We start from the raw sequence: 20,780 nt of genomic DNA on the forward strand, positions 1-20,780 counted from the left end.
GCTAGAGTTTTAGCCGTTGGGCTCTCGCACAGGTGCATGAAGGTATCGCTACGCTACCCGGCCGATCATGCACCTGTTTCTCCTCCGTCGCTCAGTAATCGATCCGCACCGGCTGGCCGATGGTTTGCGGCAGGTCCGGTGGCAGGAAGTCGGTGTCCGGGTTGTAGTCGGGCTTCAGGTACGCCGCCAGCTGCTGCAGATCGTCCGGATTGAGCGTGCCCGCGGCCTGTTTCAGGCGCAGGTTGTCGAGGATGTAGTCGTAGCGGGCGTTGTTGTAGTCCCGCACGGCGCCATACAGGCGGCGCTGGGTGTCGAGCACGTCGACGATGTTGCGCGTGCCGACCTGATAGCCGATCTCCGTCGCCTCCAGCGCGCTCTGATTGGAGATGATCGATTGCCGGCGAGCCTCGACCTGCTCGATATCGGTGTTAACCGCTCGGTGCAGATTGCGTGTGGATTCGACCACCTGGCGGCGCAGGCTCTCGCGCTGCTGCTCGCTCTGGCTGAGCTGGTAATAGGCCTCGCGACTCTGCGACGTGGTCAGGCCGCCGCTGTAGAGCGGAATGTTCAGCTGCAGGCCGATGCTGCGCTGCTCGACGTCACCGGTATAGCGCGGCATGTCGAAGCCCGGGATGCTCTGGCTGTTGCTGAAGCCCAGCGCATCGTTGTCGCCCTTGCGATAGGACGCTACCGCATCGAGCGTCGGTGCATGGCCGGAGCGGCGCTGGCGCAGGGTTTCTTCCGCTGCGGTCACCGCGTAATTGACCGCCAGCAGGTTGAGGTTCTGCCGCGTTGCGGTATCGACCCACGCCTTGGCCTCGTTCGGCACCGGGGCCAGCACCGGCAGGGTGTGGTGGATGCCTTCGAGGGCGATGTATTCGCGGTTGGTCAGTGTGTACAACGCCTGGAAGGCGTCCTCGACCTGGCGCTGTGCGATGGAGCGGTTGGCCCGGGCGGTATCGAAGCCGGCCTGGGCTTCGAGCACGTCGGTCTTGTCCGACAGGCCGACTTCGAAGCGCTCGTTGGCCTGGTCGAGTTGGCGCTTGAATGCAGCCTCCTCGGCCTTCACTGCCGCCAGGTTGTCCTGCGCGCGCAGTACGGCGAAGTAGGCCTGGGCGCTCTGCAGAATCAGGTCCTGTTCAGCGATGGAGTATTCGATTGCCGCCTGCTCGCTCACGGCTTCCGCAGCCTTGAGCTGGAACCAGCGGTCGGCGCGGAAAATTGGCTGGCTCAGCGTCGCCTGATAGGCGGTGCCGCTGCGCGACAGCGAGGTGGAGCCCATGCTGGTGTCGACGTCCGTTTCGGTGTCGCTCAGCTCGGCGCCGGCACTGAGGTTGGGCAGCAGGCCGGCCCGCGCCTGCGGCACGATTTCCTGGCGGGCGCGAAACAGCGCGCGCGCCGCGGCCAGGTCGGCGTTGTTGTTGACGGCTTGCTGATAGACGCTGACCAGATCGGTCTTGCTGGCGAGGGGGATGGTCTCCTGCGCCCAGGCTGCTCCGGCGGTGAGGGAGGCCACGGCGAGAGCCAGGGGGAGTCTGCGCAGCATGTTGGGTCCATCCTGAATAGAGCTGATGGGCAAGGCTAAGCGGCGGCTGACGGGGGGTCAAGGCGCGTGTGCGAGGCAATGTCAGATGCCGGTTGCGGCCGGCCGGAATGACCGAACGGTCGACTACTTTCGCCCTTGGCATGGCGTTCGTACTGGGTCTTGATTAGACTCGATGGCGTTCTTGTCGGGGTGCCTTGAAGCGAAGGCTGAGATCGGAAAGTTCCGGATCCCGTTGAACCTGATCAGGTTAAGGCCTGCGTAGGGAACAAGATGTGCTCGCCAGTCGTTCGGCCAGCTCTCTCAGCGCCAGTTGCGGCGCACCCGATGCCCTTGCCATCCGTGTTTTCAGGTTCGCTCCGACAATTCTCTAGGAGCCAGCCTGATGCGTGTAGAACAACAGAACCTGAGTGAATCCGCCCAGGTCGACCAGCAGTCGATCCAACCCTTCCCGCGTTCGCAGAAAATCTATGTGCAGGGTTCGCGCCCGGATATCCGCGTACCGATGCGCGAGATCAGCCTGGACGTGACGCCCACGGACTTCGGCGGCGAGATCAACGCCCCGGTTACCGTCTACGACACCTCCGGCCCCTATACCGATCCGAACGTGCAGATCGACGTACGCAAGGGCCTGGCCGATTTGCGCAGTGCCTGGCTCGAGGAGCGCGGCGATACCGAGAAGCTGCCGGGCTTGACCTCCGAGTTTGGCCAGCGTCGCCTGAACGACGCCGAGCTGACCGCCATGCGCTTTGCCCATGTACGTCATCCGCGGCGGGCCAAGCCGGGGCATAACGTCAGCCAGATGCACTATGCGCGCAAGGGCATCATCACGCCCGAGATGGAATACGTTGCCATCCGCGAGAACATGAAGCTGACCGAAGCTCGCGAGGCCGGGCTGCTGAAGGATCAGCACGCCGGGCATAGCTTCGGTGCCTCGATCCCCAAGGAGATCACGCCGGAATTCGTGCGTGACGAAGTGGCCCGCGGTCGCGCCATCATCCCGGCCAACATCAACCACACCGAGCTCGAGCCGATGATCATCGGCCGCAATTTCCTGGTGAAGATCAACGGCAATATCGGCAACTCGGCGCTGGGCTCCTCGATCGAAGAGGAAGTGGCCAAGCTGACCTGGGGCATCCGCTGGGGCTCGGACACCGTGATGGACCTGTCCACCGGCAAGCACATCCACGAAACCCGCGAGTGGATCATCCGCAACTCGCCGGTGCCGATCGGCACGGTGCCGATCTACCAGGCGCTGGAGAAGGTTGGCGGCGTGGCCGAAGACCTGACTTGGGAGCTGTTCCGCGACACCTTGATCGAGCAGGCCGAGCAGGGCGTTGACTACTTCACCATCCACGCCGGCGTGCTGCTGCGCTATGTACCGCTGACGGCGAAGCGCGTGACTGGCATCGTCTCGCGCGGCGGCTCGATCATGGCCAAGTGGTGCCTGGCGCATCACCAGGAAAACTTCCTCTACACCCACTTCGAAGACATCTGCGAAATCATGAAGGCCTACGACGTCAGCTTCTCGCTGGGCGACGGCCTACGTCCGGGCTCGATCGCCGATGCCAACGACGCCGCGCAGTTCGGCGAGCTGGAAACCCTCGGCGAGCTGACCAAGATCGCCTGGAAGCACGACGTGCAGTGCATGATCGAAGGCCCCGGCCACGTGCCGATGCACCTGATCAAGGAGAACATGGACAAGCAGCTGGAATGCTGCGACGAGGCGCCGTTCTACACCCTGGGCCCGCTGACCACCGACATCGCCCCTGGCTACGACCACATCACCAGCGGCATCGGTGCGGCGATGATCGGCTGGTTCGGCTGCGCCATGCTCTGCTACGTCACGCCGAAGGAACACCTCGGCCTGCCGAACAAGGATGACGTCAAGACCGGCATCATCACCTACAAGATCGCCGCGCACGCCGCCGACCTCGCCAAGGGTCATCCGGGCGCACAGATCCGTGACAACGCCCTGTCCAAGGCGCGCTTCGAGTTCCGCTGGGAAGACCAGTTCAACCTCGGCCTCGACCCGGACACCGCGCGTGCCTTCCACGACGAGACGCTGCCGAAGGAATCGGCCAAGGTGGCGCACTTCTGCTCCATGTGCGGACCGAAGTTCTGTTCGATGAAGATTACCCAGGAAGTGCGCGAATACGCCGCTGAGCACGGCCTGACCGACGAGCAGAAGGCCATCGAGGCGGGCTTCGCCGAGCAGTCCTCGCGTTTCAAGGATGAAGGGTCGGTGATCTACAAACAGGTGTGATGATGATTCCGTAGGAGCGGGCCATGCCCGCGAGTGCAGCCCGGGATATTCCGGGGCCAACCGGTTCGCGGCCATGGGCCGCTCCTACGCATCCGTCGATATGCCGCCGTTCGATTATCAGCAGAGTGTGATTCCCCTGCATGGCTACAACCAGGCGTCAGGATACTTCCGTCGGAGCGGGCCATGCCCGCGAGCGCAGCCCAGGATATTCCGGGCCAACCGGTTCGCGGCCATGGGCCGCTCCTACGCATCCACTGATACGCCGCCATTCGGTGATCAGCAGAGCGTGATTCCCCTGCATGGCTACAACCAGGCGTCAGGATACTTCCGTAGGAGCGGGCCATGCCCGCGAGCGCAGCCCAGGGTATTCCGGGCCAAACGGTTCGCGGCCATTGGCCGCTCCTACGCAACCGCCGGTACGCCGCCGTCCGGCGGTCAGCGGAGCTTGATTAGCCTGCATGGCTACAACCAGGCGTCAGGATGCTTCCGTAGGAGCGGGCCATGCCCGCGAACACAACCCTGGCTGTGCCAGGTTTTCAAATAACTCTTCGAGAAAACACGTGAAGACTCCAGGTCTGTATTCCCCCCATCAAAGCATCGCCGCCGAACATCGTGTATTCGGCGGACGCGATCTGTTTTCCCTGTGGTTTTCCCTCGGCGTCGGCCTGATGGTATTGCAACTCGGCGCCTTGCTGGCGCCGGGCCTCGGCATGAGCGGCGCCTTGCTGGCGATCGTCAGCGGTACCGCCGTCGGCGTGATATTGCTCGGGGCGGTCGCAGTGATCGGCAGCGACACCGGCTTGTCTTCAATGGCCAATCTGAAGCGCACCCTGGGTGACCGCGGCGCTGTGCTACCGGCCTTGCTGAATCTGGTGCAGCTGATCGGTTGGGGCGCGTTCGAAATCATCGTCATGCGCGACGCGGCGAGCCTGCTGGCAACCCGTGCATTCGGCGAGCAGAGTGGGCTGGTCAGTCCTGCGCTCTGGACGTTGTTCTTCGGTGCGTTGGCCACCCTACTGGCGATCACCGGCCCGTTGACCTTCGTTCGCCGAATACTGCGCAAGTGGGGTATCTGGCTGCTACTCGGGGCCTGCGTTTGGCTGACTTGGAACCTGCTGGACAAGGCCGATCTCAATGCACTGTGGGCACGTAAAGGCGACGGCTCGCTGCCTTTTGCGCTGGGCTTCGATATCGCCATCGCTATGCCTCTTTCCTGGCTTCCACTGATTGCCGATTATTCGCGCTTCGGCAAGGCAGCGGGTCGGGTGTTCGGCGGCACGGTGCTGGGCTTCTTCGTCGGCAACGTCTGGCTGATGAGCCTCGGCGTCGCCTACACCCTGGCCTTTGCCGATAGCGGTGAGGTCAATGCTTTGCTGCTGGCTTTGGCCGGCGCCGGACTGGGGATACCGCTGCTGTTGATCCTGTTGGATGAGTCGGAAAATGCCTTTGCCGACATCCATTCGGCGGCGGTGTCAGTGGGCATTCTGCTGCCGTTCAAGGTCGAACGGCTGGCGTTAGTCATTGGCGCGCTGTGCACCTTGATTGCCTGGTTCGCGCCGCTGGCGGAATACCAGAACTTCCTTCTGCTGATCGGCTCGGTATTCGCGCCGTTGTTCGGCGTGGTGCTGGTGGATCACTACGTCCTGCGGCGCCGCGGCAGGCTGCAAATGACCAATTCGGTGTTGCGCTGGGAGACGTTGCTGGCCTGGGGCTGTGGTGCGGCTGCCTACCACGTGCTGGCAAACACCTGGCCGGAAATCGGGGCCAGCCTGCCGGCATTGTTCCTATCTGGCGGGTTGCTGCTGGTGTTGAGTCGTTTTGGCGGGGCTACGGCAGGCACGCCGGTTACACAATAAGCGGCGTTGGAGCGACCAGCTCAGCAGGCCCGCTGTCAGCGGGCCATGCGCCGGGTTCGCGGGCATGGCCCGCTCCTACGGTAGGCCAATCTGTGGGCGTGGCCGTGGTCGCGAACCGAAACCATCCATGCGAATTATCACCGCACGACTGCTGCAAGACGCCGGAGCTCAGTGGTTGCTGCCTGGGCATGCGCCGGGTTCGCGGGCATGGCCCGCTCCTACGGTAGGCCAATCTGTGGGCGTGGCCATGGCGGCGAACCGAAACCATCCATGCGAATTATCAGGCACCGCACGACTGCTGCAAGACGCCGGAGCTCAGTGGTTGCTGCCTGGCCATGCGCCGGGTTCGCGGGCATGGCCCGCTCCTACGGTAGGCCAACCTGTGGGCGTGGCCATGGCGGCGAACCGAAACCATCCATGCGAATTATCAGGCACCGCACGACCGCTGCAAGATGCCGGAGCTTAGTGGTTCCTGTTTGGGCGTGCGCCGGGTTCGCGGGCATGGCCCGCTCCTACGGTAGGCCAACCTGTGGGCGTGGCCATGGGCGGCGAACCAGAACCGGCCATGCGGGCTATCAGGCTCCGCACGGCGCTTATGTGACCTGCCTGATTTCTATCGCCGTTCGCTGGGGTATTGTTCGGTGTCCAATCACAGCTAAGGGAATAGCGCATGGAAATCCTCCACCATGGAGCTCGCGATGGTGTCACTGGGTCGTGCCATCAGTTGCGGATGAACACCGACACCAGCGTGCTGGTCGACTGCGGCCTTTTTCAGGGCGCCGAGGCGTCTGCGTCCGGCGCGGCTGGCGGTGACAGGCTAGACATCGACTTTGACCTCTCCGGCATCCGTGCGCTGGTCGTCACGCATGTTCACATTGACCATGTTGGCCGCATTCCGAATTTGCTCGCGGCCGGGTTTAAGGGGCCGATTCTCTGCAGTGAAGCATCCGCCAGACTCCTGCCGATCGTGCTCGAGGATGTCTTCAAGCTTGGCATCAGCCGTGACCAGGCGAAGGTTGAGCGGTACCTCGCGGTCATCGAGGCACGAATCATCGCCTTGCCCTACAAAACCTGGTTCACGCTGCATGATGATGCCTCGCTGCATGCGCGGATCCGTCTGCAGCGCGCCGGCCATATTCTCGGCTCGGCCTACGTCGAGGTGGATGTACACGACCGGCGTACGGATGAGAAGAAACGCATCGTCTTCTCCGGAGATCTGGGCGCGCCCCACGCGCCATTATTGTCAGCGCCCAAGCCCGCTCATCGCGCAGACATCGTGGTGCTGGAAAGTACATACGGCGATCGCAAACACCAGAGCCGTGCCGATCGGCGCCAGCGGTTACAGGCGGTCATCGAAGACGCATTGCGCGATATGGGTACGGTGCTGATCCCGGCATTCAGTATTGGCCGGACCCAAGAGCTGCTCTACGAACTGGAAGACATCATCCATCGCTGCGTCAATGGCGATCACTCGTCGGCGATGCCCGACGCGGATCTCTGGCCCAGACTGCCGATAATCCTCGATTCACCGCTTGCCAGCCGTTTCACCGAAGCCTATCGCCAGCTGCAGCCCTTTTGGGACGAAGAGGCCACCAAGCGAGTTCGCAACGGCCGACGCCCGCTGGCGTTCGACCAGCTGATCACCGTCGACAGCCACGCCGACCATCAGCGCACGGTCAACCATCTGGCACAGACCGGACGGCCCTCCGTGGTCATCGCTGGTGGCGGTATGTGCAGCGGGGGTCGCATCGTCAATTACCTCAAGGCGATGCTTGGCGATAAGCGTCACAACGTCGTGTTTGTCGGCTATCAGGCGCGGGGCACGCCAGGCGCGGAAATACAACAATTTGGTCCGCGCGGTGGTTATGTTGAACTCGACGGCGAGCGCTACGAGATCACGGCGAAAATTCATTCGCTCGGAGGCTATTCGGCACATGCCGACCAGAATGGACTGGTGCGCTTCATCACCGGCATGCGCGAATGGCCAGGCGAGGTTCGCCTGGTACACGGCGAGGCCCAGGCGAAGGAGCAACTGCGTCAGGTGTTGGAGCGCGAATACCAACGCAAAGGCGTTAACGCCAGCATCCATATCCCCTGACCGCGCCAGGTTTACGTAGGTGCGGCCTATGGCCGCGAACAGAAGCCGGCTCGATGATTCGGGATCGGTTCGCGGGCACGGCCCGCTCCTACAGCGGGTACAGGTATTTGTAGGCGCGGTCCATGGCCGCGAATGGGGCGCCTCGATGATTTGGATGTGGTTCGCGGGCATGGCCCGCTCCTACGGTGGGGTACAAGCATTTGTAGGAGCGGCCCATGGCCGCGAATAGGGCCGGCTTGATGAATCGGGATCGGTTCGCGGACATGGCCCGCTCCTACGGCGGGGTACCGGCATTTGTAGGCGCGGCCCATGGCCGCGAACCGAAGCCGGCTCGATGATTCAGGACCGATTCGCGGGCACGGCTCGCTCTTACGGCGGGGTACGGGCATTTGTAGGAGCGGCCCATGGCCGCGAACCGAAGCGGGCTCGATGATTTGGGACCGATTCGCGGGCATCGCACGCTCCTACGGCGGGGTGCCGGCATTTGTAGGCGCGGTCCATGGCCGCGAATAGGGCCGGCTCGATGATTCAGGATCGATTCGCGGGCACGGCCCGCTCCTACGGCGGGGTACGGGCATTTGTAGGAGCGGTCCACGACCGTAAACAACAGATAAAAGGAAGCAAGGGATGCCTCCACGAATAGCGCATGGATGTGATCTGAGAAAAGGAAGGGTTTCGGAGACAGGTCGGGCTTATCTCCTGACCGCTATAACAAACCAAAGGCGCCCGGTTTTCACCAACTTCAATGCCGGCCGGATACTGATTGCTGCCATGAAGCAAGCTGAGGACGCGGGTCGCATAGAGTCGTTCGCCTGGGTGATCATGCCGGATCACCTGCATTGGTTGGTCTGCTTGAACAGAGGTTCGCTGGGCGCGCTGATGCGCGATGTGAAATCCCAGAGCGGAAGGCTGATCAAACGGGCGGCCGGTTCAAATCAACCGATATGGCAGGCGGGCTATCACGACCGCGCTATCCGGGGTGATGAAGAGCTGCTAGCGACTGCTCGGTACGTTGTGGCCAATCCTTTGCGCGCAGGCCTTGTAACGCGGATTGCCGACTATCCCTTGTGGGATGCGAAATGGCTTTGAGCGTCGTGGCCAGATCGGGTGCGTGGTTCGCGGGCATGGCCCGCTCCTACGGTGGGGTACGGGCATTTGTAGGAGCGGCCCATGGCCGCGAACAGAAGCCGGCTCGATGGTTCAGGGCCGATTCGCGCGCATGGCCCGCTCCTAGTGGCTGTGTTGCTTGATCACCTCCCGATACACGCGTGCGGTTTCGGCGCACATGCGTTCGGCGGTGAACAATTGTTCGAAGCGTGTTGCGGCATTCGCGCCGAACTGGCTTGCGTCTTCATGGCTGCCCCAAAGACGCGTCATCGCCTCGCGCAATGCGGGAGGGTTGGCCGGCGGTACGGCCAGGCCCGTCGTTTCGTGAAGATTGACGAACGTCGTTCCGGTACCGATTTCGCAGGAAATCATCGGCTTTCCATACATCGAGGCCTCCAGCAACGATATGCCGAAAGCCTCCGAACGCAGATGGGATGGAAACACCATCGCATGGCACAACTGAAGCAGGCACGCCTTGTCTTCATCGTCCAACCGACCGAGGAACTGCACCTGTCGCAGCTGAAGTCGCTCTGCCTGGGCGCGGAGTTCCGCTTCCTGCGGGCCGGAGCCGATGATCACCAATGGAAACTCGGTGCCATGCAGCGCGTCGAGCAGGCTTCCCAGCCCCTTGTAATAACGCAGCACACCCACGAACAGAAAGAACTTCGGCCCGACCCGCTGGCGCCAGTATTCAAGCTTCGCCGGCGAACAAGGCGGATAAGCCGCCCGATCCAGGCCATAGGGGATGACCTCGACCTTGCTTGCGTACTGCTGTAGCACCGGACTGCTGCGCTGGTAATTCGGTGAAGCGACGAGAATCCTGTCGACACTGCTCAGGAACCGCTTCATCAAGGGGCGATAGAGGGTCAGCAATGTGCGTTGCTTGACGATATCCGAGTGATAGCTCACGACTGTAGGACATCTATGGCGGGTCACGAAGTGCACCACATCCATCACCGGCCAAGGGAAGTGAAAATGCACAACGTCGGCTTCGGCGGCCATCTCGGAAAACATACCGAACACCTCGCGGGAGAAACCGGTCGAGGCTATGAATAGATCCTGGCGTGCGCGTCTCACCTCATGGCCGGCCACCTGAACCCGCTCCGGCTGAGGTGTCGCACTCAACGCCAGCACCTCTCCTTGCACACCGTGCGTGCGGCCGCCTTCACAGAGTTGAAAAATAACCTGTTCGATACCGCCAGTTGTGTCGGGCAGGTAGGTCTTGAAAAAGTGAAGGACGCGCATTGCTTTCCTGTAATGGTCTGGTGATTGCTTGGCCCGACTAGACGCTTGAATTGGGGCTGACACTCCGATGCCGGGTAGCCGTCTCATGATGCGTTCGCCTGACGGGCGGTTTGTCGAAAGCATCGAGCCAACGCAGCCAAACAAAGCAATACGAAGTCGAACAGACGGAGTTCTATCGTGGTTCAGCTGGAGCGGCTCAGGCTGCGCCAAGCAGATGATCTGCAGACATCTTCTCCGTGCCTTCTAATGCACCAAGGTCTTCATGAGTCGTTGTTTGGCTATTCGCGAAGGCGCGCCGACTTTACCGGCGAGGGTGACCAGCGGCAAGAACGGCTATTCGTCGCGTGCAGCCTGGGCACATTCAATGTTGATCGCTTCGGTGATACACTCCGCCGCTTTTCAGCACCCGGCAGTTTGGAATTATGCGTAACGCGCAGGAAAACGCCCTCAGGGTCGCGCTCAAGGCGTGCAAGGGGAGTTTCGTTTCGGTAGGGTTCTTCAGCTTCTTTGTTAACGCCCTGATGCTGGTGCCGTCGTTCTACATGCTGCAGGTCTATGGTCGGGTCGTAACCAGCGGCAGCATTTCGACGCTGGTCATGCTTACGATCATCATGACCGTCCTGATGATAACGATGGGTGCGCTCGAATGGGTTCGCTCACGGATCATGGTTCGGGTCAGCACCAAGCTCGATGTGTTACTTAGCCGCGACGTCTATCGTGCGAGCTTCAAGCGAGCCCTGGATAGCGGTGGCATGGACGCATCGGCGCAGCCCCTTAATGACCTCACCGGTTTGCGTCAGTTCCTTACTGGAAACGGTCTTTTCGCATTTTTCGATGCGCCGTGGCTGCCAATCTACATTGGCGTGATGTTTCTCTTTCATCCCTGGTTCGGCTGGATCGCCATCGCAAGCGCAATCGTCCTGCTGTGCCTGGCTGTTGCCAATGAGCGCTTGACCGGTAAGTCGATCGCTGAAGCCAACAAGCAGAATATCGCGGCGAATCTGCATACCAATAAGACGTTGCGTAATGCCGAAGTCATCGAGTCCATGGGCATGCTGCAGACCCTCATGGGGCGCTGGGGTCAGCGTCAGCGCAAAGTGCTGGTGCTGCAATCAGAGGCCAGTGATAACGGCGGACTGATCACGTCATTATCGAAATCATTCCGGATGCTTATCCAATCGCTGATTCTTGGTGTTGGTGCCTATCTGGCGGTGCAGCATGAGATCACTCCTGGCCTGATGATCGCCGGCTCCATTCTGCTGGGGCGGGCGCTGGCGCCAATCGACCTTATAATCGGCAGCTGGAAAGGATTCATTGCGGCCCGCTCGCAATATTCTCGGCTTAACGAGATGCTTGATTTGCAGCAGGCAGAGCCGCAGCGCATGTCGCTCCCTGCGCCAGATGGCAACGTCCAGGTCGAAAACCTGATAGTCGCCGCGCCTGGCTCAAAGACCCCCATTCTTAAGAACATCACGTTCGCGGCTCCAGCCGGGGCGGTGGTTGGCATCATCGGGCCCAGCGCTTCCGGTAAGTCGACGTTGGCCCGTGCGCTGCTCGGCGTCTGGACACCTCAGCATGGCGTGGTGCGGCTCGACGGTGCTGATATCAACAATTGGGACAAGCAGGAGCTGGGTCCGTATGTCGGTTATCTGCCTCAGGACATCGAACTGTTTGAAGGAAGCATTAGCGATAACATTGCACGTTTCGGTGACATCGACTCCGAAAAGATAATCGCGGCGGCTAAAACAGCCGGTGTTCACGAAATGGTTCTGCAGCTGCCGGAGGGCTACGACACGGTAATCGGTACTGCCGGGGTCAATCTGTCCGGAGGGCAGCGGCAGCGCATCGGACTGGCTCGTGCGATTTACGGCACCCCCAGGTTGATCATCCTGGATGAGCCGAACTCAAACCTTGACGATGTGGGTGAGCGCGCCTTGGCGGGCGCTATCCAGCAGTTGAAGGCGACCGGGGCGACGATCTTCGTCATTACGCATCGCACAAGCATTCTCAGCCAACTGGACCGGCTCATGGTCATGACTGGCGGAACGATCAATATGTATGGCCCGCGCGATCAGGTCATGGCGGAACTCAATAAGCAACAATCGGCCGCGCAAGCTCAAGCGTCGCAGCCTGCCGTTGCGTCGGCTCGCTTTTGAGCAGGGACTATCGATGACCAGCATGAACACTCAGATTAACGATAGCCTTGCGGATCTCCCTACCTCGGATAGCCGTTCTCGCCTCATTGGCTTTCTTATCGTCTTCGTTACCTTCGGTATCTTCGGCACCTGGGCCACCTTTGCGCCGCTGGAGAGTGCCGCACTAGCGCCGGGCGTCGTTACGGTCCAGTCGTACCGCAAGACGGTCCAGCATCTTGAGGGCGGTATCGTTAAAGAACTGTTGGCGCGTGACGGGGATATGGTTGCTGCGGGAGACCCGTTGATCGTCCTCGACGACACGCAGTTGCGTGCCGAATATGGCATGACGCGTAGCCAGCTGGTCGCAGCGCAAGCGATGGAGGCTCGTTTGGCAGCCGAGCGAGACGGGCTGGAAACGATCGATTTCAGTCGCATGCTGGAGGCCGACAGCGAGCGGGCAACTGAAGCGCGACAAAGTGAAACGCAAATATTCAATGCCCGACGTGGTTCGCGGTTGGGTGAGATTTCGGTACTGCAAAAGCGCATTGGTCAGCTGAACGAGCAAATCAGCGGCCTGCAGTCGATGATTGCGACCAAGCGCAGCCTGGAGAAGTCCTACAGTGGCGAAATTGGTGAGCTGACCGAGCTGCTGTCCGAGGGGTACGTCGACAAACAACGTTTGCTGGAGCAGGAGCGCAAGCTCGGCATGCTCCGCGCGGAAATAGCCGACCACCAGTCCGACATCACCCGGACGAAGCTCCAGATCAGCGAAACTGAGCTGCAAATTCTCCAACTCAACAAAGATTTCAGCTCTGAGGTAGTCGGTCAGTTAGCCGAAGTGCAAACGCGGGTATTTGACCTGCAGGAGCGAGTTTCAGCGCTCGAAGATCGCATCAGCCGCATCGTAATCCGAGCACCTGAGGACGGCATGATCCTTGGCATGAAAATTCATACCGTGGGCGGGGTGGTCAGTCCTGGCACGCCGCTACTGGATATCGTGCCTTCCGTATCCGACCTGATTGTCGAAGCTCAGGTTTCACCGATTGATATTGATCGAGTCAGCGTCGGCAAAAAGGCGGACATTCGTTTCAGCGCGTTCAAAAATGCGACCACGCCTGAGATCGAAGGCAAGGTCGTGCAGATTTCGGCGGACCGGTTGATGAACGAGCAGACCGGGATGCCCTACTACCTCGCGCGGGTGAGTCTCACTGAAGAAGGTGTCCGTTCGCTCGGTTCGCTCAAGCTGCAGCCCGGCATGCCTGCAGAGGTGCTGATCAACACCGGCGACCGCACCATGCTCCAATACCTGATGCAACCGGCGACGGATGCCTTCGCCCGATCGATGATCGAGGACTGACCCGTGCGCATCCTTGTTTGCATCCTGCTAGCGTCGATGGCTGCGTCATTGCGAGCCGAGCCTGAGAGGGATGCCATTCCGGTTCCAACCAGCGTGAGCGCATCCTCTTATGCCACCGACCTCATGTCGCTCTACCGCGAGGCGCGGCTGGAAGACCCGCGCGTGCTTGCCGCGTACGCGCGCGCCGTAGGAGGGCAGGCCCGCCAGCGCGAAGCCCTTGGTGGTCTGCTCCCACAGCTTAACGCCAGCGGTTCGCTCAACCGCACCAAATACGACAACCGCACCACCGAGCAGGTGTACAACAACGAGCGCTACCTGGTCAGCCTGACTCAGCACCTCTATAACAAGGCCGCCTGGGAAAACTATCAAAAGTTCAAAAGCCTGGCGCGCCAGGGCGAGTTCCAGGCGGTCGACGCCCAAGCCGAGGCTACGGTCGATCTCGCGCAGCGCTATTTCGTAGCGCTGGCATCCGACGATGAGCTGGAGCTGGTCATGGCCGAGCGCCGTGCAACTCAGAAAAACCTCGACCGTGTCAACGCGATGTATGAAAGAAAGCTGGCGATGATCACCGACGTGCTCGATCTCCGGGCCCGGGTCGATGCACTTGCCGCCCAGGAGGTCGAGGCGCGTAATCAGGTTCGGCTCAGCCGCGAGGACCTCTCCGAGCTAGTCGGGCGCACGGTTGCCGAAAAGCTCAGCCGCATCCGCGAAGACGTCGCGTTGCAGGTGCCAGGCGAGAGCCTCGATGTTTGGATCGATCGGGCTGTCGCGGCAAACCCGGCGCTCAAGGCGCGGGAAAGCGCGCTTGCCGCGGCCGAGGCAGCTGTGCGTGAGGGCAAAGGGGGGCATTATCCCCAGTTGAGCCTGAATCTCACCGCTCAACGCAGCGATGTCGGTTATGACAATACCTTGGCGCCACTCTCCGACAGTTACGTCGCAAGCGTTGGTGTGCAGATTCCCTTGTATAGCGGCGGATCGACCTCCGCACGGGTCCGGGCACTGTATAACGATCGTCTTGCAACCGAGCAGGAGCTAGAAGCCATACGTCGGCAGGTAGTCAAGGAAACCACCAGTGCCTATCTGACGGCCCAGTCCAGCGTCGAACGAATACGTGCCTCGCGCAATGCTCTGGAGTCAGCCGAGAAGTCCAGTGTTGCCGCTGAAAAAGGTTTTCAGTACGGCGTGGTCAACTCTGTCGATGTCCTGACAAGCGTACAGAACGAATATACGGCACGCCGTGATCTGCTCAAGGCCCAGTACGATTTCATCATCAATCTGCTGGTATTGAATCGTTGGGCCGGCAGGTTGTCCGAGCAGAGCGTCGAAAACGTCAACGTGTGGCTGGCTCGCAGCGAAGAAGCCCGAGCCCTGGAACGGAAAACAACGGAATGAGCAGGAACAGCAAGACCGCAATCGTCACTGGCATCACCGGTCAGGACGGTGCGTATCTCACCCAGCTGCTGCTGGAAAAAGGCTACAAGGTATTCGGCACCTACCGCCGGACCAGTTCGGTGAACTTTTGGCGTCTCGAGGAAGTGGGCGCCATCGGGCATCCTAACCTGGAGCTGGTCGAGCACGATCTTACCGACCTGGGCGCAAGCATCCGCCTGATGGAAGAAGCCCAGCCGCACGAGGTTTACAACCTTGCCGCACAAAGCTTTGTCGGTGTGTCGTTCAACCAGCCGATTACTACCGCTGAGATCACCGGGCTTGGCGCTGTCAACCTGCTCGAAGCGATTCGTATCGTCGATCCCAAGATCCGCTTTTACCAAGCCTCGACTTCCGAAATGTTCGGCGAGGTCCAGCAGATTCCGCAGACCGAAGTAACGCCTTTTTATCCGCGCAGCCCCTATGGCGTTGCCAAGCTCTATGCCCACTGGATGACGATCAACTATCGCGAGTCCTACGGCATATTCGGCACCAGCGGCATCCTCTTCAACCATGAGTCTCCGTTACGTGGCAAAGAGTTCGTCACGCGCAAGATCACCGACGCGGCGGCTCGCATCTCCCTGGGGATGCAGCCTGTGCTTGAACTGGGCAACCTCGACGCCAAGCGCGACTGGGGTTTTGCCAAGGAGTACGTCGAGGGCATGTGGCGCATGTTACAGGTTGATACCCCTGACACCTTCGTGCTGGCTACCAATCGTACCGAGACCGTTCGCGATTTCGTCTCCCTGGCGTTCAAGGCCGTGGATATCCAGCTTGATTGGCAGGGCAACGCTGAAACCGAGCACGGTATCGACAGCCGGACCGGCAAGACGCTCGTGCAGGTCAATCCTCGCTTCTATCGGCCGGCGGAAGTCGATTTGCTGATCGGCAATCCGGAGAAAGCGACTCAGGTTCTTGGTTGGAAACCTCAGACCACGCTTGAACAGCTCTGTCAGTTGATGGTCGAGGCTGACTTGCAGCGAGTCCAGACGGGTAAGTCCTTCTAACCTATTGTGAATTTGCCCTGAGCCGTTGGCACGCTGCCCCTGTTGATCTGGTTTCGGCGGGAACTGCAGGGCTGGCGCAGCGTGTAAATCAGGATTGGTTGGTTTGGCAAATTTCAGCCCACCACAGGTCGATTGTTGCCCCAATTGCCCCCACCAGAAGGATCGCAAGTGCGGTTACTATTCGACGTCACTCGTCTGCTTGAATCCGGCCTTCATACGGGTATTCAGCGAGTGGTTCGGTGTCTTCTCCGGGCTGGGCAAAAGGCGTCAGGCCCTATGGACGTCCGCGTTGCCCCGGTTCGTTTCGAGGGCGAACGCTGGTACCTCCTGCCCGGTTTGGCCCCCCATCCGCTCGAAGGTGCCGTGACCACACGGCAGGAGCAGGGCATCGAGTTCCTGCCAGGAGAAGGCGATCATTTGCTCATGTTCGACGCCTCGTGGTACCTCGAGCCGTGGCCAGCCATCGACCGCGCATTGGAGCAGGGCGCCCAAGTGCATGCGATGGTGCATGATCTTCTCCCCATTGAGCAGCCTGTCTGGTTCCGGCCCGGCTTGCAGCAGCGTTTCGGATGCCATCTCGATGCCTTGCTTGGCAGGGTCGGTGTGCTTTTCGCGCCGAGCGTCCACGTCCAGCAGCGCCTGGCTGAATACGTCAATCGCAAAGGTCTTAGCGTCGAGCTCAAGCTTTTGCCTCATGGTGGTGACTTCTTTGCTGGCGAGCCGTTGCGCTCGCCGCATGGGTTGCCCACCAGCCTGCAAACCGGGCAAGGGCCGATATTTCTAGTCACCGGTACGCTTGAGCCTCGCAAGCAGCACGCACTCATTCTTGATGCCTTCGATGAGCTATGGAACAGCCTGCATCCGGCCAAGCTGCTGTTTGTGGGCAGGTCTGGATGGAAGGTAGATGCGCTGATTGAGCGGATCGACCACCACCCTCGCTTGCACGACCGGCTATTTCACCTCCAGCAAATCGACGATGCCATGCTTGACTGGCTGTACCGCAATGTTGACGGGCTGATTTATCTGTCTCGTGCCGAAGGCTTCGGCCTGCCGGTTCTCGAGGCCAGCATGCGTGGCTGTCCCGTCATAGCGACCGATCTGCCCGTATTGCGGGAAGCCGGCGGTAACTGGCCGCTCTACATTCAGCCTCGTCAGGAGACATTGACGCAGGCGCTTATGCATCCTGCGCCTCGCAAACCCGCTTCGGCGGGTCGAACCTGGGCCAGCACGCTGGCCCGCCTTGTCGCAACTCTGGAAAATGCCTATGCCTAGGTTGTATTCAGCCTTGACTAAACTGCCCCTTGTGGGTGACGTGTTCCGGTTCCGTGGGCTGGTCTATGCCATTACGCTCCGGGATATCAGAAGCCGCTATGTCGGGTCGGCGTTCGGCCCCTTGTGGTTGGTGCTGCCTCCGGTGTTCATGGTCTTCATCTACACGGTAATCTTTTCGCAGATCATGCGAGCGCGGTTGCCTGGAGTAGAGCACCAGTTCGCCTACAGCATGTATCTCTGCGCGGGGCTGCTGTCCTGGAATCTCTTGTTGGAACTCGTTCAGCGCAGCAAGGGCCTGTTTCTTGAGCACGCTAACCTTATCAAGAAGTCGAACTTCTCCAAGTTCATCCTCTTCATACCGGTGGTCGTGGTTGCCTTGCTCAACAGCATGATTTTGCTGGTACTGATCCTGGGCTTCATGCTGCTGTCCGGTTACCCAATGCCATCGTCACTGGCCTATATTCTTCCGGTGCTGGCCGTTGTTCTGCTGATGGGGCTTGCCTTAGGTGCATTGCTGGCTACGTTGAACGTGTTTTTTCGCGATGTGGGCCAGTTTGTCGACGTGTTCTTCCAAGGTATCTTCTGGGCGACGCCGATCGTCTATCCGGTTTCGATTCTGTCCCCGGCAGTGCAACAGGCGTTGTCCTGGAACCCACTGTTCCCGCTTGTTCGGGCAGCGCAAAGCAGCTTTTTGGGTGATGTGCCAGATATCGCCTCGCTGGGATATCCGCTAGCGGTTGCCATTGTATTTTTCGCACTTGCCCTGCTGTTGTACCGCAGAAGCTATGCCGATCTGCTGGACCAAATCTAGACATGACGATAATTGTTGAAAATATTGGCAAGGCTTATCCGAGGATCAAGGGACGCTGGCAGGCGATCGGCGTCTGGCTCGGGCTCGTAGCCCGCGAACAGAACTGGATCATTCGCGGTGTCGACTTCCGGGTGGGTGAGGGCGAGGCCGTTGGCATCATTGGCGTAAACGGCGCCGGCAAAAGCACTCTGCTGAAGATGATCAGCGGCACATGCGTGCCCACCGAAGGCAGCGTGCGCACCGGCGGGCGAATTGCCGCACTGTTAGAACTGGGGATGGGCTTCCACCCCGAGTTTACCGGACGCCAGAACGTGTTGTTGGCCGCGCGTATGCAGGGGCTCGAACGCGAGCAGGCGACCAGCCTGATACCGGCCATCGAGCAGTTTGCCGAAATCGGCGAATACTTCGATCAGCCTGTGCGCACCTATTCTTCGGGTATGTTTGTCCGCTTGGCGTTCAGCGTTGCTACCGCGGTGCGTCCGGAAGTGCTGATCGTTGACGAGGCGCTTGCTGTCGGCGACGTCTACTTCCAGCACAAGTCCTTTGCGCGCATCCGTGAGTTCCGTGAGCAGGGCACCACGCTGCTGTTCGTATCCCATGATCCAGGTGCCATAAAAAGCCTATGCGACCGGGCGATCCTGTTGGGCGAGGGCAAGATGCTGCTCGATGGCAAGCCGGACGATGTGCTTGATTATTACAATTCGCTGATTGCGCGCAAGGAGGTCGTGGCTGGGCTCGATGGCGAGGCTTACCTCGGCCGCTCCGGCAATGGCAAGGCGCGCATTGTTAGCCTGGATGTGTCCTCGCGCGGCTACCCGGCTAACCTTTTGCTGGTAGGCGCGCCGTTGACCATCCGCCTGGGCATCCTTGCTAATGAACCTATTGCTGACCTGTCGCTGGGATTCATGCTCAAGGACCGCACCGGTTACGATATCTACGGCACAAACACCTGGCTGCGCGGCGAATTCCGCGATCTCGGCAAGCAGCCAGGCGAGGTGCGCGAAGTCTGTGTCGAGATCCCGTCGTTGCTGGTCGGGCCCGGCAGCTACAGTCTGACGCTCGCCCTCCACAGCGGCGCCGATCACCTCGACGACAACTATGACTGGTGGGACAAGGCGGTTGTTTTCCAGGTGGTCAGCAACCACGAACTGCCACATTTCGTCGGTGCTTGTGCGTTGCAGTCGCGCTTCGAGGTCAGAGAGCTTCTCGCAGCACCCTCGGCAGAATAAGTACTCATGCTTTCCGGTCTCGGCCGGATTACGTCCCACCGGCCGACAGGCCGCTCATTTTTCAGATGCCCTCATGGATACCGATCTAAAAGCACTACAGAACATCATTGCGGCTGAAGTGGCTCGCCGAGAGTATGAACGCGTTACTGAGGTTGAAGAGGCCGCAGGCGGGCCGGCTGCGGGTACACCTAATTTGCCCAATGATCTTGTGCGCGCTTACGAGCTTCTCGAGCTGGAAAGCTACCTGCCTTCCGCGCCTTGGGCGGAGCCAACCGTCGCGCCTGCTGCGCAAGCAGCGGGTGCCGATGCGCAGCAGCGTGCCCGCGGACTCTATACGCGCCTGACCGGCACGCCACTCCGCCGGGTACTCAATCACCCTCGGGTCACGGGCCTGCTGCGCCGTGCGCAACAGCGACCGGGCGGCGCCACCTTAGGTAACCTCCTGCGCGTTGTGATCTCCGGCATCGTACGCCGGGTGCCGGGTGCACACAGGCTGCTGCATCTGCTTGTTGTGCTGCGCTACCTGCCGGAGCGCCTGCGCGACCTGGAATATCATGCGGCCGACGGCAATACGCGTTTGCGAAATCTTGGTTTGCAAATCCAGGACCAGGCGAACCAGAGCCTCTACAGTCAGGGGCTGGCCATACAGGAAAATCAGGCCTACCTGCTGGAACGCATCAAGCGCCTCGAGCAGCAGGTGCGACAGCACCGTACAAGCCAGCCGACGGTCGCTGCTGAGCCGGTGATCGCAGCAGACATGCCGGCCGAAATGTACGTGGCCTTCGAAGACCGGTTCCGCGGCAGCTCTGAGCAGATTCGCGAACGCCTTCAGGCCAATGTCCCGCTGCTGCAAGCGGTGGTGCTCGGTCAAGACCGGCCGGTGTTGGACCTTGGGTGCGGACGCGGCGAATGGCTGCGGTTGCTAGTCGACAATAACGTCCAGGCGCTCGGAATAGACACCAACCCCAGCATGGTCGAGCACTGCCGCAGCGGCGGACTGCAGGCTGAGGTGGCCGACGCGTTGGTCTACCTGAGACAGCAGCCGGAAAAGAGCCTACCAGCCGTAACCGCATTTCACGTCATCGAGCATGTGCCGTTGAGTGTGCTTGTCGAACTGATAGACGAGGCCCTGCGGGTGATCAGACCGGGCGGGCTGGTCCTGTTCGAGACGCCAAACCCAGAAAACCTCATCGTCGGAGCGTGCAACTTCTACACCGATCCGACCCATCGCAATCCGCTGCCGCCGGCGCTCATGGCTTTCATGCTGGAGTCGCGTGGTTTCGTGAACGTTCGGATCGACCGCCGCCACCCGGCTGACCCAGCGCTTTTGCTGCAGGGAGAGGATCAGGCCCTGACCCAGACGCTCAATCGCCTGCTGTTCGGCGCGCAGGATTACGCTGTCATCGGCTACGCACCCTGAGGCTTG

14 protein-coding genes and 1 riboswitch are annotated in these 20,780 nt (G+C 60.6%); of the genes, 12 read left to right on the forward strand and 2 right to left on the reverse strand.

The features are described 5' to 3' along the window. Window positions 1-91 precede the first annotated feature (91 nt). On the reverse strand, window positions 92-1,546 hold the full coding sequence (locus tag IEG05_RS13960) for a TolC family outer membrane protein (RefSeq protein ID WP_191122251.1): 1,455 nt from the start codon (window positions 1,544-1,546) through the stop codon (window positions 92-94). Between the two features lie 175 nt (window positions 1,547-1,721). Then, window positions 1,722-1,828, forward strand: a riboswitch (TPP riboswitch). 100 nt (window positions 1,829-1,928) lie between these two features. On the opposite strand from IEG05_RS13960, the gene thiC reads away from it, so the two are divergent. The 4 genes from thiC to IEG05_RS13980 all read left to right on the forward strand — a co-directional run bounded on the left by thiC (window position 1,929) and on the right by IEG05_RS13980 (window position 8,852). After that, window positions 1,929-3,809 (forward strand): phosphomethylpyrimidine synthase ThiC, encoded by a 1,881-nt coding sequence (thiC, locus tag IEG05_RS13965; protein ID WP_263481113.1) that lies wholly within the window; start codon window positions 1,929-1,931, stop codon window positions 3,807-3,809. A gap of 560 nt (window positions 3,810-4,369) precedes the next feature. Beyond that, window positions 4,370-5,665, forward strand: coding sequence for a putative hydroxymethylpyrimidine transporter CytX (cytX, locus tag IEG05_RS13970; protein WP_191122252.1), 1,296 nt, complete (start codon window positions 4,370-4,372; stop codon window positions 5,663-5,665). A gap of 670 nt (window positions 5,666-6,335) precedes the next feature. After that, complete coding sequence (locus IEG05_RS13975) at window positions 6,336-7,763, forward strand: MBL fold metallo-hydrolase RNA specificity domain-containing protein (RefSeq protein ID WP_191122253.1); 1,428 nt, start codon at window positions 6,336-6,338, stop codon at window positions 7,761-7,763. 627 nt (window positions 7,764-8,390) lie between these two features. Beyond that, window positions 8,391-8,852: an REP-associated tyrosine transposase gene (locus IEG05_RS13980; RefSeq protein ID WP_191122254.1), complete on the forward strand. Its 462-nt coding sequence runs from the start codon at window positions 8,391-8,393 to the stop codon at window positions 8,850-8,852. Window positions 8,853-8,993: 141 nt separating this feature from the next. On the opposite strand, the gene IEG05_RS13985 is transcribed toward IEG05_RS13980, so the two are convergent. Further along, window positions 8,994-10,115, reverse strand: coding sequence for a glycosyltransferase family 4 protein (locus IEG05_RS13985; RefSeq protein WP_191122255.1), 1,122 nt, complete (start codon window positions 10,113-10,115; stop codon window positions 8,994-8,996). A gap of 422 nt (window positions 10,116-10,537) precedes the next feature. On the opposite strand from IEG05_RS13985, the gene IEG05_RS13990 reads away from it, so the two are divergent. The 8 genes from IEG05_RS13990 (at window position 10,538) to IEG05_RS14025 (ending at window position 20,774) form a co-directional block, all read left to right on the forward strand. Then, window positions 10,538-12,271: a type I secretion system permease/ATPase gene (locus IEG05_RS13990; RefSeq protein ID WP_191122256.1), complete on the forward strand. Its 1,734-nt coding sequence runs from the start codon at window positions 10,538-10,540 to the stop codon at window positions 12,269-12,271. A gap of 22 nt (window positions 12,272-12,293) precedes the next feature. Further along, complete coding sequence (locus tag IEG05_RS13995) at window positions 12,294-13,607, forward strand: HlyD family type I secretion periplasmic adaptor subunit (protein WP_191122257.1); 1,314 nt, start codon at window positions 12,294-12,296, stop codon at window positions 13,605-13,607. Between the two features lie 36 nt (window positions 13,608-13,643). Continuing rightward, a complete protein-coding gene (locus IEG05_RS14000; RefSeq protein ID WP_191122284.1) occupies window positions 13,644-14,999 on the forward strand; it encodes a TolC family outer membrane protein in 1,356 nt (451 codons plus the stop codon). Next, the gene (gmd, locus tag IEG05_RS14005) at window positions 14,996-16,042 is read left to right on the forward strand and encodes a GDP-mannose 4,6-dehydratase (protein ID WP_042920171.1); all 1,047 of its coding nucleotides are present in this window, start codon (window positions 14,996-14,998) and stop codon (window positions 16,040-16,042) included. The genes IEG05_RS14000 and gmd overlap by 4 nt, the downstream gene beginning before the upstream one ends. Before the next feature lie 276 nt (window positions 16,043-16,318). After that, window positions 16,319-17,314, forward strand: coding sequence for a glycosyltransferase (locus IEG05_RS14010; RefSeq protein WP_191122258.1), 996 nt, complete (start codon window positions 16,319-16,321; stop codon window positions 17,312-17,314). A 13-nt stretch (window positions 17,315-17,327) separates the two neighbouring features. Beyond that, window positions 17,328-18,125: an ABC transporter permease gene (locus IEG05_RS14015; RefSeq protein WP_191122259.1), complete on the forward strand. Its 798-nt coding sequence runs from the start codon at window positions 17,328-17,330 to the stop codon at window positions 18,123-18,125. Between the two features lie 2 nt (window positions 18,126-18,127). Then, window positions 18,128-19,354 carry an ABC transporter ATP-binding protein gene (locus IEG05_RS14020; RefSeq protein WP_042920170.1) on the forward strand — a complete coding sequence of 409 codons (1,227 nt, stop codon included), beginning with the start codon at window positions 18,128-18,130 and terminating at the stop codon, window positions 19,352-19,354. Between the two features lie 73 nt (window positions 19,355-19,427). Continuing rightward, window positions 19,428-20,774 (forward strand): class I SAM-dependent methyltransferase, encoded by a 1,347-nt coding sequence (locus IEG05_RS14025; RefSeq protein WP_191122260.1) that lies wholly within the window; start codon window positions 19,428-19,430, stop codon window positions 20,772-20,774. Window positions 20,775-20,780: the final 6 nt, after the last annotated feature.

This window comes from Stutzerimonas kunmingensis, from assembly GCF_014764705.1.
GTDB lineage: Bacteria > Pseudomonadota > Gammaproteobacteria > Pseudomonadales > Pseudomonadaceae > Stutzerimonas.

Coding starts and splice junctions, on each gene's coding strand:
- thiC (WP_263481113.1), top strand. CDS start 1,929: ATGCGTGTAGAACAACAGAACCTGAGTGAATCCGCCCAGGTCGACCAG.
- gmd (WP_042920171.1), top strand. CDS start 14,996: ATGAGCAGGAACAGCAAGACCGCAATCGTCACTGGCATCACCGGTCAG.
- IEG05_RS14000 (WP_191122284.1), top strand. CDS start 13,644: ATGGCTGCGTCATTGCGAGCCGAGCCTGAGAGGGATGCCATTCCGGTT.
- IEG05_RS13985 (WP_191122255.1), bottom strand. CDS start 10,115: ATGCGCGTCCTTCACTTTTTCAAGACCTACCTGCCCGACACAACTGGC.
- IEG05_RS13960 (WP_191122251.1), bottom strand. CDS start 1,546: ATGCTGCGCAGACTCCCCCTGGCTCTCGCCGTGGCCTCCCTCACCGCC.
- IEG05_RS14010 (WP_191122258.1), top strand. CDS start 16,319: ATGGACGTCCGCGTTGCCCCGGTTCGTTTCGAGGGCGAACGCTGGTAC.
- IEG05_RS13980 (WP_191122254.1), top strand. CDS start 8,391: ATGCCTCCACGAATAGCGCATGGATGTGATCTGAGAAAAGGAAGGGTT.
- IEG05_RS14025 (WP_191122260.1), top strand. CDS start 19,428: ATGGATACCGATCTAAAAGCACTACAGAACATCATTGCGGCTGAAGTG.
- IEG05_RS13995 (WP_191122257.1), top strand. CDS start 12,294: ATGAACACTCAGATTAACGATAGCCTTGCGGATCTCCCTACCTCGGAT.
- IEG05_RS14020 (WP_042920170.1), top strand. CDS start 18,128: ATGACGATAATTGTTGAAAATATTGGCAAGGCTTATCCGAGGATCAAG.
- IEG05_RS13990 (WP_191122256.1), top strand. CDS start 10,538: ATGCGTAACGCGCAGGAAAACGCCCTCAGGGTCGCGCTCAAGGCGTGC.
- IEG05_RS13975 (WP_191122253.1), top strand. CDS start 6,336: ATGGAAATCCTCCACCATGGAGCTCGCGATGGTGTCACTGGGTCGTGC.